7 protein-coding genes, 4 tRNA genes and 2 pseudogenes are annotated in these 15,193 nt (G+C 55.1%); 6 read left to right on the top strand and 7 right to left on the bottom strand.

Annotation, left to right across the window (positions count from 1 at the left end):
- Positions 1-6 precede the first annotated feature (6 nt).
- Positions 7-618, bottom strand: a complete 612-nt coding sequence (locus MLPF_RS08835; RefSeq protein WP_162196918.1) for a DNA-3-methyladenine glycosylase — start codon at positions 616-618, stop codon at positions 7-9.
- Positions 619-737: 119 nt separating this feature from the next.
- Between MLPF_RS08835 and MLPF_RS08830 the strand changes: the two are divergent.
- Together MLPF_RS08830 and MLPF_RS17505 are read left to right on the top strand one after the other, a co-directional pair.
- Positions 738-1,495: pseudogene (locus tag MLPF_RS08830) on the top strand (ATP-binding cassette domain-containing protein).
- A gap of 739 nt (positions 1,496-2,234) precedes the next feature.
- Positions 2,235-2,765: pseudogene (locus MLPF_RS17505) on the top strand (TetR/AcrR family transcriptional regulator); the annotation flags it as partial.
- Between the two features lie 21 nt (positions 2,766-2,786).
- Here MLPF_RS17505 and MLPF_RS08820 read toward each other — a convergent pair.
- The 6 genes from MLPF_RS08820 to MLPF_RS08800 form a co-directional block, all read right to left on the bottom strand.
- The gene (locus MLPF_RS08820) at positions 2,787-3,020 is read right to left on the bottom strand and encodes a Trm112 family protein (RefSeq protein ID WP_045843088.1); all 234 of its coding nucleotides are present in this window, start codon (positions 3,018-3,020) and stop codon (positions 2,787-2,789) included.
- Positions 3,013-6,063 (bottom strand): acyl-CoA synthetase, encoded by a 3,051-nt coding sequence (locus MLPF_RS08815; RefSeq protein WP_156147100.1) that lies wholly within the window; start codon positions 6,061-6,063, stop codon positions 3,013-3,015. The genes MLPF_RS08820 and MLPF_RS08815 overlap by 8 nt, the downstream gene beginning before the upstream one ends.
- Before the next feature lie 1,010 nt (positions 6,064-7,073).
- Positions 7,074-7,244, bottom strand: coding sequence for a hypothetical protein (locus tag MLPF_RS08810; protein WP_156147099.1), 171 nt, complete (start codon positions 7,242-7,244; stop codon positions 7,074-7,076).
- A gap of 606 nt (positions 7,245-7,850) precedes the next feature.
- On the bottom strand, positions 7,851-7,976 hold the full coding sequence (locus MLPF_RS15795; RefSeq protein ID WP_282435804.1) for a hypothetical protein: 126 nt from the start codon (positions 7,974-7,976) through the stop codon (positions 7,851-7,853).
- A gap of 308 nt (positions 7,977-8,284) precedes the next feature.
- The gene (locus tag MLPF_RS08805; RefSeq protein ID WP_156147097.1) at positions 8,285-8,449 is read right to left on the bottom strand and encodes a hypothetical protein; all 165 of its coding nucleotides are present in this window, start codon (positions 8,447-8,449) and stop codon (positions 8,285-8,287) included.
- 4,363 nt (positions 8,450-12,812) lie between these two features.
- Positions 12,813-12,884, bottom strand: a tRNA-Val gene (locus MLPF_RS08800).
- 185 nt (positions 12,885-13,069) lie between these two features.
- Between MLPF_RS08800 and MLPF_RS08795 the strand changes: the two genes are divergently transcribed.
- From MLPF_RS08795 to MLPF_RS08780, 4 genes are all read left to right on the top strand, one after another.
- A tRNA-Gly gene (locus MLPF_RS08795) sits at positions 13,070-13,142 on the top strand.
- Positions 13,143-13,170: 28 nt separating this feature from the next.
- Positions 13,171-13,241 (top strand) — tRNA-Cys (locus MLPF_RS08790).
- Between the two features lie 16 nt (positions 13,242-13,257).
- Positions 13,258-13,332, top strand: a tRNA-Val gene (locus MLPF_RS08785).
- Positions 13,333-13,812: 480 nt separating this feature from the next.
- The gene (locus tag MLPF_RS08780) at positions 13,813-14,046 is read left to right on the top strand and encodes a hypothetical protein (protein WP_156147096.1); all 234 of its coding nucleotides are present in this window, start codon (positions 13,813-13,815) and stop codon (positions 14,044-14,046) included.
- Positions 14,047-15,193: the final 1,147 nt, after the last annotated feature.

The following is a 15,193-nucleotide window of genomic DNA, read 5'->3' as shown; positions in this document are numbered from 1 at the left end:
AAGAGGCTAGTCGCTAGCACCGGGAACCGGTGCTCGGGGACTTCGACGATAGATCGAGACCTCAGGTCGGCCGGGCAGCCACAATCGCCAGGGTCGGTCGGCGGCGTGACTGATTCCAACGCGTGGACCCGACATCGCTTCCTGAGCCTCATTGAGGACCAATGTCACCGGGCTGTCAGCATCAAATACATCAACACCGTTGTCATCCATAGTAATTCCTAAGGCAGAGCACAGATTTCCGGGTCCACGCGCCAACGCAACAGTACGGACTGACGCGCCACGCCGAGACCGGGCGACGTCGGCACCGTTCTCGAGAGCGCCGGCACGAATAAGGACTGCGGCAGCCGTCCCATCAGGTCCGCACGAGACATTGGCGCATACATGGATGCCGTAGCTGCAGTAGGTATAGAGTCGGCCGGGCGGCCCAAACATCACGGCGTTACGATCGTTGCGGCCGCGGTAGGAGTGGGCAGCGGCGTCAGGCCAGGGGCCGTCGGGAACCCCACCGTACGCCTCCACCTCAACGACGATGGCGCACACTCCCCGGCTGGTGATAGTGGCACCGAGTAGCCGATGCGCGGCAGCGACCGGGTCAACAACCAATTGGTCAGCACTCACGGCACAGATTGTGCACCGCCGTGGTGATAGCAAGCGCAGCGGAGTTGCGCGCAACGGGTCACCACCACAACAACGCTGTAGCACTTGACAACCCCTTGTTAGGAGACGGAATTCATCACATGATGAGTTCATCACACGATGAATTAATGTCAGATGGCGCGACGGCAGTCGTAAACAGCAAGCACCTGCTGGCGATTTCGCTGCAAATGTCCAGCCCCGCACAATTTCTCGGTGGATATAGCCCAGGGCCGTAGTCTAATCAGTCTGCTTGATCCATCACCCTGCGGTAAGACCACACTGATGTGTTGCATCGCTGGCACCCAGATCGTTACCGGACACCCCAAAAAACCATCACGGTGCTGAGTAAAAGGGATGACCGAGTGGGATTATGCCGTCAAGTCGGATATATGTTGCAGGACCCCACGATCTACGCATCATCGATAATGTACGCTACCTCACCGCGCTGTCTGGCTTCGATAGCCACGCCGCTGATGTCACTATCGAGCGGGTTGGGTTAACGAATCATCGAACTGCGTTCTGCGGCAACTACTCCGACAGTTGAGAGCACCGGAGTGTCATTGGCGTACACCCTAGTTTGTCGGCCCGCACTGCTTGTGCTCGATGAACCGACGGTGGTCCTGGATCCCCGTACTGCGAGTGGATATCTAAGAGTAGTTCACCGACTTGACATACGCTGCTGGTATCCAGCCATGTGATGGATGAATCCGACTACTGTGGTGACCTGTTGCTGATGCGTGACGACCACCTGATCGACCGCACCAACCCAGCCCGACTCAGAGAGGACGCCGGATGCACGTCACTGAAGGAAACGTTTCTGTCCGTCATCAGACACAGCACCGCGCCCCAAACCGGATAGGATCCGTCCAGACTTACGCTGCTACCACGACGCGGATTCTGCGGCAGCTCGCCGCCGACCACCGCAGCGTCACGATGATCATGTTTGGTGCCGATATTGGTTATCACGCTGATGTATTTCATGTTCGACAATCCCCCGCAGCGTCCAGGAACCCCTTAGCTGTTTAACAAAGCCTGTCTGATCCTGCTGGACCTTTTCCCGTTTTCCGTGATGTTCATCATCACCTCGGCCACAATGCAACGGAAACGGTGGAGCGCAGCCATGACCACTCCGCTGCGCCAGTTCAATCTGCTGCTCACCTACGGGACCGTATTCTCGATTGCCGCGGCTAACCAAGCTGTCGTGGCGTGCATCGTGTCGTTTTGGTTCTTCGGTGTTGATACCGCAGGAAGCCCGATATGGGTATTGGTGATCGCAGTCGTCAACGCGATGCTTATAGGGTTTCTTTTAGCACTTTTGCCTACAAGGAGTTTAAGGCCGTGCAGTCATCTCGTTGGTGATGGTTCCCCAATTGCTGTTGGCCAGCATCATTGTGCGACGAACGTTGATGGTGCTCTGGCTGCAATAGACCAGCAACATGATGCCGGCCAACTATGCATTGGAGGCCTTGCAGCGAGTAAGCGCACATTCCGAACTGGCCCACATCGCAGTGCACGACATCTCATAGTCATGATGGTTTTGGCGCTATCATCGTTGTTCCTAGCTGCAGCAACAGTGAAACGATCGATAGCTTAGCACGTTGGCCACCAAACCAAAACACAGGAGAGCTTCCGGAGGTTCCGATACCCGTAAACGCATCTTGGCTAGAGCTCGAGAGCTGTTTACGCACAACGGTATTGATAGAACATCCATATGGTAGGTGGACGCGACCGTCGGAGTCGATACCACCCTGATGCATCACTATTTCGGTGCTGAGCAGCAGCTGTTAGCTGGTGCGATCCACTTTCCGATCGATCCCATAGCGGTGATCATGCCAATGCGGGAACCCCGTCGAGGAACCCGGATACAAGTTGTCATCTTTATTGCTGCCAATCTGGGATTCCGACCCGGGTGCGGGGCTGATCGGTCACGTTACGGTCGTTGGTCTAGGGCCCCAAGGGGAATTTGGCACACTCAATTTTTCTACAGGAAGTGGTCAACCGTGGAAGTGGGTACGCAGGTCAACAACCCTACAGTGACTGGAAAATCCGCACCCAATTCGTCGCTTCGCAATTGATGGGCGTCATTGATGATTCGCTACATTGCTATAATCAAGCCATGTGCGTTGCTGTCGACCCTGCCAGCCGCTACCTCACTGAGGATCTGTCGGAGGTGCTTGTGCCATAAGCCGGGCGTGCTCGTCGTCGTCTACGTCGCGGGCTTCGTCGACCAACAGCACCGGAATGCCATCGTCGATGCGATAGGCACGCCGCAGTCGCGGGTTGTAAAGCAACTGGCCACCTGCTCCATAGTCTTGGTCAACCAACAACAAGGGCCCCCGATCAGCTGGGCACACCAGAATGCTCAGCAGTAAATCGTCAAGCATGGGTGTGCTTATGTTTACCGGCTAGCTCCGCCCGCACCTCCGGAGTCATCCGCCTGAATTGATTACTTGCGGAATCGAAATACCATATCTGGTGTCCGACTTTAGGAATCCCGGCCGCGCGCAGGGCACCAACGATTGGACGATAGGTCGCGCTGAGCGTCAGCTCTGGCACCACGTGCACAATGTCGGGCCCCAGTCCGACAGGCATGTTGGCAACGGCTTCGGTCAAGTCGGCCGCCGTGATGGTCGCTCCGGGCAACAGTGTCACCGCCGACACCGCCAAGGCACGGTCACCCATCGCCACACTGTAGGTCGCAACAAGATCGACCCCAGTGATGAAGCCAAGCGCGTCGGTCACTAGTTCGGCATAAACCAATCCGCGTGCGGTACGAACCACCGAACTACGCCGCCCAGCAAGCCAGTAGTCCCCATCGTCGTCGCGGCGGAACAAGTACTCGGTTGATATCCAGGTGTCTGCCGGAGCAAAGACGCCGCGTTTGACAGACGCAGTCGGATCGATCGGCCCGCGGGACGCAGCGAGTAGAACACCGATCTGGTTGACGTCGGCGACCTGTACGAAGCCGCGGTCGTTTTCTAGGATCAAGTCCTGTTCGGCATCGTAGGCGCCCAACTCGACACGCCCAGCGCCGGGCAGCGGACGACCTTTGCTGCCAATCTTAGCACCCGATACGTTAGCCAGTACAGCTTGTCCGTCGACCGTAGCGAAGAATTCGACAACATGAGCTGGCGCGAACGCTTCAATGACCCGCTCCCATAAGCCAGTCGGCATGCCCGAGCCGATGAACAGCCGCACCGGATGATTACCGTGCAATACAAACGCCGGGTCGTCGACAAGTTCGCGCAGCATAGCCCAGGTGTAGGATACGACGGTGACGCCGTATTGACGCACCTCGTGCACGAACCGGTTCGAGCACAAACCGCGCGACAGCGCGATGCGGGCACCACCAACGACCGCACCACCCAGGCTGACCAGCAGCGCGGACTCGTGATGCAGCGGCGTCAAGCAATACACTGTGGCCCTGCGATCGAGAGCGGCTGTTGAGGCAGTTCCGAAGGCTGAGACCGCCCACCGGTAGTTAGTGATCTGCTTGGCGACCAACTCGCCACCGACTGTGCTGTACGCAATGAACGCCAGATCCCGAGCCAATCCCGGGTTGGGCCAATACCAGGCCGGCAGCTCAACGGCATCCGGGTCGATCTTTTCCATGTCAATGACTTGGTTTTGCTGCAAGGCGTCCTCCGACAGGTGCAGATCACGCGACTCACCGCCACCCAGCACCAGTACCTGACCCGTCAACTGACGACCATAAGCAAGTACTACGCCAAGATTGGCGGGGTCAGTCAAGATCTCGGTTGCTCGTCCGAGTCGGACCGCCGCGGCCAAATCGGCATCTGGCCGCATCATCACGGCAACCGCACCCAGCCGAGACAGTGCTGCAATGGCTACCAGTGCGCTGGGACGAGTTTCCATCAGCACACCTAAACGGTCACCCTGCCGCACCCCGACCGCGATCAGAACTCGGACGACGTTGTTGACTCGCCGGTCGACAGCCTCGTAGGTATGCACACGTCCGTCGAACAACAGGAATTCGCCCCGTGGGGCATCGTGGGCTTGTTCGCCGATAATACGGCCTAGCGAGATCCGAGTGTGGTCATTGAGCTGTCCGAGCCGGGCCAAACGTGGCAGCGTTCGGACTGTCTCCACAGCCAGCGTGCGCACGGATCTGTTGGCAGCCACAACCGCATCGGCCACGCCGCGAGCCAGCGCCAACACCGCTTCGGAAACCTCCTCCAGTCCGTGCGCGAACCGAGAGCTAATCGCAACGCCACTGGCGGTGTGTTCGACCGGCTGATCCGGCATCGTATGGATATTCGCCGGCTTGTTAGCATCAGCGGCTAGCCAGCACACCCATTCGGCGACGATCGGCCAACTTTGCTGCGCCGCCCTGGATCCCACGACCAGGCCGAAATGTCCTGTCAGGATCAGAGATTCGTAGACCTCGGCGTTGGGTGCTGCCCGCCGAATGCCGCGCACTGATGCTGGCTGACCGATGTCGTCAACCTCACCGACGAAAGCCAGCACCGGGCAGGTGATATCGGTTAACGTCACCATCTTCCCGTTAACAGCGAAACCGCCCGTCATCATTCGATTGTGCGCAATGAACTGCTTAAGCAGCTCGGAAATTGCCGGACCCGACCACGCGATCCACCCGTCGGATTCAAGAAATCGGCGCTGCTGTTCGCGCGACAGCAAAGCTTCACGATCGTGCAGCTGACGCACGAAGTCGACCCGAGCTTTGACCGTCTTGAGCGGATCTAACATCTGAAAACCGGTACGCGCCAACCAGCTTGGAATATCCAAGCGGTTGAAGATATGATCAGCCATGAAATTGGCAAGTGCCACGCCAAAGTTTGGTGGAATACCCATGGGCAGCGCGGCCAGAGTGTCAACTGGTGAGCCGAAAGCCACGATGCTAGCGATGTTCTTCGAACGCCGGTATGCAGCAGCCTGGTAGCAGAACATGCCGCCCTGTGAATACCCAACTAAATGTACATCGTTACCGGTGGCGTACTTGACAGTGTCGACCGCGTCGCTGAGGGCTACGACGTGGTCGGCCAGATTCCGACGCATTCCACCCTCGACTTTGTCGGGTGAGCCGAAGTCAATGACCCAGGGATCAAGCCCCCTAACGTGCAAGATGCCTACCGCGCCCTCCTCCCGAGTGACGTCCCACATATCCGCCGACATCATCATCGGGTGCACCATCAGCACCGGCACTCCCACCGGCGGTTGCCCGGTCTGGTTACTGGGCGGAAAGTACCGTCGAAGCTTGTACATCGGCGTGCTCTCGACGATCTGCGACGGCGACGGAAGGCTGCCTGTTTCTAACCCCCCCAACCTCAAGACCTCCAGGCCATTTTGTACCGTAGCGACCAGACGCTCGACCGGTCGTGTGACAATTGAAAAATTGAGATCCACTGCTGCTCCCTGACTCTTGACAGCTTGGACATCATGGCACATCGCTAGGATCGGCAGTTTTTAGTCGGCTTCAGTACGGGCCTGCTGTGACCAAGAAAAGATCGAATCGGTTAGATGTGGCACATCGCTTCTTGTGCAAGTTAGACAAGCGAACCCTAGTCGTGAGTCTGGCGCGGAACTGGGCCATGAACGGCCAAACGAACAGCCGCTTAACAAAGTCTACATTGCCCTGTCCTTCACCCGCAAGCTGCACCTAACGGTTGAAATCGGCAGAGGTTAATCAACCCCAGCCACTGCTCCAAACGTTTGTGTTTTCCACGCTTGCAGTGTGCTTAGTGGATCGCCTCGTCGATGGGCATAGCGGCACCGTAGGCTCAGGCGAAAGCGAAATTGTCGTTTACCCATCGACGTCACAAAGCGCTGCCATCTAGGCTTCGTAGTCGGCCTCCCCGACCTTGAAGAAGACCTCCGCTGTCCGCCCGTCGAAGTTCGGCCGCCGCGCCATAAAGACACGCTACGGCATATAATTGCCGGATTCACTGTTCAGTGCAACGAGAAGCGGCATCTGGCACGTCTACGCGCTCCCACGTTATCGACGACACCATACGATGTCATCTCACTCATCGACGTCAACAGCGTCGTCGACGTAATTAATTGTATACTACCTCACATCACAGCGCACCGGTCCTCGTTGCCAGCAAGCTGCTGAACATCACTTTGTCCACGAGCGCACGCACTCAAACATTGGCTGATACCGTAAGCTAGCTGGCATTACCGTTGTCCAAAATCGAATCAAGCCAAACCACGCCCGAGCCCAATCGGCTGCAGACAGGAAGTGATCTGCAATGCACCTACACCAAAGTCTTTGTGGTTGCGGTTCCAGATGAAGCATGTACGCAGGCTGCCGATCACCAGCTCAACCGGCTCCACCAGATCGAGATGGTCGCACTGCTCTAGTGCATCCAGCCTAGAAGTCAATGTCTTCTTGTAGTAATCACATTGCCGGATCGAAGGTCGGTTTCGCCGGATTCGTCCAGCGTTCTAACGCGTATTCACGCACCGTTTTCCCACAGCCAGTACCATGTGCGACCCTGGCCATCTTTGACGACTACCAACGATTTGTCGACGAGCAGCGTCAGTTGATCGAGAACTTTATAGATCTCCAAGTCACTGTTGGTCCCAGCTCGCGCTGCGGTCAGTTCGAACGTACCCGTGAAGACCACTTAGCCGGTGAAACAAGATCCGCTCGCTCTCGGTCAACAACGTATTGCGACCAATCCATCGATGGGGCAGAGTGTCTGTTGGCAGCGCACTGCGCTGCGCGGACTACCCATCAGCAGTCAGAATCCATAGTTTACACTCTAGGCGATATCGACCGGCGACAACGACCGCACCTGCGCAGCAACAAGTTCGGTGGCCGGGAGTATGCTATATAGCCACTTACAGATCTTGCCCACCGCCTCGGCATTAGCGCTGACAACTTGGAAGACGAAGCTAAATCAGTGTGGGCGCGATCAGCGTAACAATTCGATTGCCGCCTCGGCTGGCCACAACGACGGTACCCGCCAAGTGATCTTGCCGACAACGCCGATCGATTGACAACTGGCCGCCAAAATCGTCCATGCCGGTCCGGCCCCCCAAAAGCGCAACGGTCAGCTTGACACAGATATCGAGAACATATTTCACAGTTGTCCAACACCATGAGTTAGTGGCGGCCGACGATAAAATGTTTAATTGCACCAATCTTCAAGCGGCCCGGCTGATCGGTCAAAGCCAGCGCACGAACGACAGCAATCTGCAAGATCGCGGAATCGATCAGCAGGGCCAGATCAAAATACGATTAAGTCGTCAAGAAATCCCGATGCTGCCACAACCTGAATCACCAGCCTACTCTTGCCCACACCGCCCTCACCGGTCAGCATCAGCATTCGGTCGTCCGTCAAGAGTCTTTGCACCACTTTTCTCGGTGCATCGCGGCCGACAAAAATCTTTACCTGCACGGGAAGTGTTAATGCGGGAACGAGTTTCGGTGTACGCACTGCCGGAAAGCTATTATGAAGGTCGGGGGTGACACAGCTGCATGACCCGTTCAGGATGCCATAGATCGCCGAACACGTGACTACCGAGATCAACCCGGCCAAGCATCGGCCGAAAGAGGTTGTCAATGACTAAGTCGACTAAGTCAGCTATCATAGCCTAGCCTCATAGAAGCCAAGTCCCGCAAATTTGCAGTCCGATTAATCGTTAGAACAGCATAAGTGCCTTAATCGCGTAATCGCACCTCACCGGTGTAAGGATCGATGCACAGCTCGATCGATGCGAACGGGGCGCGCTGCAGATCCAGCACGCAACCCGCGGCATCGCTGGCACGATCAAACTCGACGACGAAGCTGTTACCCTTGCTTTGTTCGTCCGACCTGCACCCCACTGTGGGGTTGCGACAGCTTCCGATACCGCACGACCCAGACCCGCGATGGCAGCCTCCATTTGCTCGGGTCGCTTCTGCCATAGCTTCGTCGACTCTTCAACATCGGCTAACAACAGCGTCACCGTGCCTGACGGCCTCGGTACGTTCACGCCCAGGTCACTGCGCTATCTCCCAGGGCGTCCTAGCACATCGTCAACTAGTATCCGACCCATACCCATCGCACTGATGTACAATATTCAGCAGAAATATGCCACGCACTATATCTGACGGTGTTCCCAATTGAATTGCTGCAGTTCGACCTAACTTTAGTCGAATGTTGTGCCGTCGCCAGCCATGGAACCAACTAAATGTCTTAATTCCGTTAGTGTTATGACTTCGTCGCACAAGAGTCTGTGGCCCCATATCTTGACGTCATATGCACACTCTTCGGGGCGCATATCGGCCACGAATGCGTTCAACCGCAGCGCGTCGTGGCTGTTAAGCCAGCCTCACATACTACGGTGTGTCGCTACAGCCGAAGAGCAGTACGTAATAATGGAGTGACAGCAATGTCTCCGGTTGCGCCACCCGCCTGTTTAGTAAGGCGGCTGGTTTCAACAACGTTTGCACTGTTCACAGGTGGTATATACTAGCTTGACGGCTCCCACTATCTTTACTGTCTATCATTATCAAAGCCTTTGGCGGCTGCCACCGCTGAGGCGAGCTTAACTCCAATCAACCGAAAGGCAATCTTGGACGCAATGTTGAACTGTTCTGGTGTTGTCGGAGATTATCGGTTCATGTCATTTCGGTCGGGGTGACTGTCTGATGGTAGCGCTGTTCGTATGCGACTGGTGGTCGGTATTGGGATTGATGAGGTGGAGTCTGATCGTGTTGTGCCAGTGCACTCAGGAGGCGGTGTCCCGTTCTAGTTCGACGCGACCGGTGAAGGTTGGACGCTAGTCGATTAACTCAGATTTGTACCGTCCTACAGCCCGAACCCCACAACCGATGCACAAAAAGTCGCGGTCACTGCTGATGGACCCGACGATACCGGCCTCGTGCAGCGCCTCGGTGAACGCTGATCGACGTATACCGACTTCCCGCTTTCCCCTTGTGTCTACGTGGTGAATCAAACCCGTTATAGGGACACGGAGCTATGTGCAATAGCGGGTGAGCAGTGCCTGATCAAGCACCGATGTGACCAAGCACCGCGATCTTGCTGGTCATCACCGGCCGGCCCAGGATGCTGGGGGAGAACACGTCCACACAAAACGCGGTATAGTAAACCCTTTGCAGCGTCCACACATACGTGCAATCCGCTACCCATCACTCATCCGGGTGGGTCGGCGTTGACCAGCCATGATCGAGCAGGTCGGGATGCTGCTGCGGCGAAGGCTTGTCGTGCTCAATCGTGCGAGTGTTGCACTTAAATTACTGTGCCCTACGTCGTCAATACCGGCGATGCACATCAGCTGTGCCGCCTTGTCTGGACCCCAACTGTGACCTGTGTGTTTAGCAGCACACCAAAGCCTGTGCACACCGTCAGATCAGTAGGTTAGCCCATCTGCAGATCAAACAGGGTTTTGCCGTCATACGTGTCGGTAAAATCGGTTGCCCGCACAAAATCTGCCGCCTGACGGTGTCGTAGGTAGACGGAGTGAACTGCACGTCAGCCTGTTCAGACAGCACACGACAGATCGGATCGACCCAAATTCTTCGCGGTGGATATTGATGTACTCCACGATCACTGCAGTCAGCGATCGACTTCCACCGCGGCGAAAAACGCGCTCACTATTCGCACAATCTCGTTGACAAGCTTCAATTCTTGCACTTGACATTCACGCTCGGCCTAATCGCTCCTCTGGCTACCACCGTATCCCGCCCCGACGGTTGGCTTCAACAATCGATCCACAGCGGGCTGGTCGCCGACACAGCTGTCAATATCATCTGTTCCGTGTCAGCTGTGCAATCCCCTGCCGTCGTGCGGGAAGCTTACTGGCAACTCATTTCCGACAAGCAACTCACTCAGGCAACGAACGGAAGTCTGATCCACAAAGAATAACTCCGGACCTTGAGCAAACCAGCCGATAACGACGTCGATAGATTAGCCTGACGATACCGATCCGACTCCCCCTAAAAAACCGATGAACTTAAGGTTGCCGAGCCAGCGGGATCGCGACCGCGTTCTTTATTGCCCGCACTTCCGACGACTGGCTGAAGTCACACAGATGGCCGGAAGCCACGAAATCGAAATTTCCCATAATCGGCTCACACACCCTTGAGAAGGTAGCGCAGGTAGCGCGACAACTCGTCAAAAGGCGTGTCGCTGACGACCCGCTCAGATCGACTTTGATGTGGCGGAGGCTGTGGCACCAGCCCATTACATTAGGTTCAACCACCATTTGGGCACATAATCAAAAAAACTAGACTACCTGGTAACTCAGCACAAGACGAAACTGGCCCCTGCGAGGTTCAAAGGCAAAACCGCAGTCCTTTCGGATCGTCACCAGCGTGACGCGCCGATCGGACAATCATCTTTTGGATAAGCAAGGCAAGGAATAAAATAAGAAATTTACTAAATCACTGCGGAGACTCTAAATTTTTCATAATTACCTTGAGATCCATAGGAGGGATAAACCGCTCGGGGTAAAGTAAAAATCCTCATGCCCAGAAGTATCAATCGTATCTAACAGGTTTCACTCTTAGGATAAATTTTCCTTCAAGATGATCTATACATGAAACAAGAGCTCAACCTTACTCTAGAGCTTTGCTTGGACATGTGTAATAGAATCTTCCGCGCATAACATGCATGGGCAGAGAACTATGATTATTAAAACATCTTCCAGTATTACTATTACCAAGCGGCCAAAAAACCCACGCGCTACCATCTTGGGTTAGGTCGTATCGCCAAGACAACGAACCGTATATACCAGTAAGAATCACCCTAAGATACATAGTCTGACTCGCCTACAACATCATTACAAGCTTTTCGAAGAAACAGGATTTCACAATCTACTCGCAGGTAGCTAGATATCACTCCAGCTCGGTGTTGGAAGCGACATTCCGGTAGATTGATCGGGCGTGCTGTAGCGCGCTATACCTTGATGCTGTAACGGCTCAGAATATCCCGAGAATTAGGATGCTTTTGTATCCTTCGTAAGCGGCAAGCGCCCTGTCTACCGGCAACCAAGTGAGTAAGGAGCAGGTCCACAATACTCAGCTCTGTTGGCACTGCCACAACATGGGATCGAATACCTCAGCAAATAACCCGACGATACTGGCATCGGCTGCCGTAATAATAGCCGAATGCGTGGTGAAGTTTACATCTGGAACGGATCACTTTCAAGGCCACCGAACCGTCGACACGCTCATGGTACATACGATCACCACAAAAAATCAGGATAGTCATCCTCCTGTATGACGAATCGCCTTGCAATTAGTTGTCGCGAGAAGTGACTCTCAACACAGATTTAGATGATGAGGGGATTGAAGACTGCATATCGAGCCGCGCTTTGGCTCGTGACCTATCGCAAAGATAGATCACGAGCCGATCCAGCAATGGGTGAACGTCATGTCGCTATCGGGCCTGAGCCCTCGAACGGTGAGATGGACGCATTCGATCCTCAAGATGTACCTTCACCGGCGCAGTTGCGGAAGGTCAACTCGTTAGCAAGAACCCGGCATCCCGCACGAAGTTTCCACCAGTACGACCCACAACCCACCTATACCTGACCAGCTCCGAAGTCGCGGCCCACGCCTAGACCTGTGGGCGCCAGAATGACGTCGTTCTGATCCTCGCCTACACAAGTTCTGCGATTCGGCGCAAGCATCGGGCTTATGTTTACTTGAAGGCTCGCCGACTTCGCGTGCGTCGGTAAATGCCACAGGTCGGGGGCAAACTGATCGAAGTCAATACGAAATCGCAGTCTGGCCGTCGTTAAGTACCAATCCCCAAACGCCTGATCCCAATACTTTAAGGCGCGGCTTGACGCACGGCCTCGCTGCGCACCGGCAATCACATATCCCAAAGTGCACGCTTAATCCTGGAGAACTGGAAGCATACTGTCAACTGGCGTAAGGTCAGTCACCGAGATTGGTCGCGATAACCTTCAGGTGCACGATCTGTGCCATAATTACACATCGTTGTCATCCAAAGGCCGGGGCAGGCCTGATACTCTTGCAGAAGGCCCTGGGTCACGTGTCGATAATCGTGACAGCGTATATCTACGCGGATCTCCTTGACGACATCACTACAGCGCTCAACGATGTTCATGAAAGGGGGGAGCCGAGGCCAGCTTGACCTAATGTCACCAAGCGCCAAGGGGGTCCGCGTGCCGCAGAAAGACATTTTTAACCAACTGAACTCGATAATCACTCCAGGTGGTCCCGGCTGGGATCGAACCAGCGACCTTCCGCGTGTGAAGCGGACGCTCTTCCACTGAGCCACGGGACCTGCGCCGAGAGGCGAATGACGTCGCGAAGACTAGCATGAGCCGCGGATCCGCAGCATTCCCCACATGCTTATGACCTGGTCGCGCAATCGCTCTAGCCACGAGTCTTACCAAGAAGAGTTGTGTGCGCCCACTCACGTGGACTATCGTCGTCCTTCGCACCGAGCGACGATCTCGTCGGTTGCGCGCGGATGTAGCGCAGTTGGTAGCGCATCACCTTGCCAAGGTGAGGGTCGCGGGTTCGAATCCCGTCATCCGCTCGAAGGTGCAAGTGGCATCAATCCCTTTGGTGGAGTGGCCGAGTGGTGAGGCAACGGCCTGCAAAGCCGTGCACACGGGTTCGATTCCCGTCTCCACCTCTAGATTCAATCCCTAGCGCGATTAGCTCAGTGGGAGAGCGCTTCCCTGACACGGAAGAGGTCACTGGTTCAATCCCAGTATCGCGCACCAGCGTTTACGCATTCAGGCTAGTAGTTAGGGCTACAAACGTAGGTCCGTGATCTAATATAGAACCTGAGCCTGTTCGGTCGGCAAACTGGCTACCTCTACGCAAGGAGCCAACCCCATGACCGACTAATGCTCATTCGAAATCTTGTTTGTTGCTGCCCAGAGCTCACAGTTGGCCGACGCGACGACGTATACCACCGACCCGACCATAACGATAAGCGGGTTGGTATCCTGATACAGCACGGCCGGCGTTAATTTCCTGGCCGTCTGCTTTCAGTGGGCTGATGGCTAAGTTGTGACCACCGAGGAGTCGACCCCCGTGTGCTCATCGGCAACACGAGGCAATAGACCCAAGTCAAAGCGCGGCAATTTGCCCTGGCAATCATCAGCGCGGCCAAGTTGGCCCAAGTGCGGTAGGACCAGGAATGACTCGACGACATGTTAGCCGGTTGGATCAGGTTATGATGACTGCACCGGAACCGGTTGACCAGATTCCTCCCCTTACCTGCGCGCTATGGTGCACCGACGGTGCAGGGCAGTGTCCGCGAGTTGATCAACGACGACCAACTATGGCTTGGGTTCGCTGTGCCAGTCGCGTTGTCCACCGAGGATGTCAAAGCTGCCGCGTGTGACGGATCTCTGGGTGGTTGGATCCTTGAACGCTCCCGGGTCTACCCTCACGACTACCGCGGGTTCAACCAGAATCCGGTTGTCTAGTCCCCAGGCCACAGCAGCGGTGTGCTGGACTTTTCCTGACAACTCGATGTACCCGAGGCACACCAACTCGCTGCGGCACTAAACCCCAGCCAATTAGATCAACGACGAGCTGGTAGGGTCATGACGACTCCTTAGGATTTCACGACGATTATGCTTTCGGTTTCCAGCTTGGTAATGTCGATGCGAAGAAATTGAGGACCGTTACCGTAAAACTCATGCAGCAGAGCAATTTTCGCGCATTCAAGTCACCATTGGCAACCAACAACTACTTAAGCAGGAACTCACCGATGCCGAGCATGGCGCAGGTGGTTTCCTTGTCCACCGTGACAGGTTCGACGAAGACGGGTCATGTTGACGTTGATTCCCTATAGCACCATACGGGGCGGAGATCAGGTTTAGTTATCTAACTGCGGATGTTCAACGGCTTCGCGTAGGCAATCCATGTTGCGGATCTGCCGTTTAGATTTAAATCGAACGTCGACGGTAGGCATGTCATTTGTCTGCTTGCCACTTCCATTGGCGTTGTGCTAGCCACCTTATGGTGCAGGAGGGCTTGGTTTAACAGCTGACTTCTGACGGCCAACGTGTCAAGACGTTCGAAGACCTGGCACCCTTACGTCCTAGCGGACACCAAAATCGGAATCCTTTCATCTCAACACGACACTAAAGTTATGCAGTCGTCACGAACGTTGGTGATACGAAAGCTACTGCCACTACCCACAATTGTGCTCAAGCACAACATATTAACACTCATCCGAACGGCCACAATGTACGGAACGAAATGCATCACTCTCGTCCGTCAGGCCAAGTGTAATTTCCTGCGCTCATAGCCCAAGCGAAATAGCAAGAGAAACAGCGCACCCCAGGATGCGATTAAAAGGAATTGTCAAGACCGTGGCAACTATCGCCGGCGTTGGCTGAAATACACAATCATGAATTACCGTTAATATGAATGCCCCTTCCCGAACAGCGCGCCAACACCGTTCCCAAAAGCGAAAATTCATGGAAGCCTGCAATCTTCTGATTACAGACTTGAACAATGAAGTGGACAAGTTCCTGGAAAAATACATCGAAAAACTGGATGAACAAGGCGTGGATCTTTTGCACAAACTAGCAGAGAAGCAAAAACCAAAATCACCCGTTCGCA

Origin of the sequence: Mycobacterium lepromatosis, from assembly GCF_000975265.2 — a bacterium.
Taxonomy (GTDB): domain Bacteria; phylum Actinomycetota; class Actinomycetes; order Mycobacteriales; family Mycobacteriaceae; genus Mycobacterium; species Mycobacterium lepromatosis.
The sequence above is the reverse complement of the archived record's forward strand: the minus strand, read 5'-3'. Positions and strand labels throughout refer to the sequence as shown.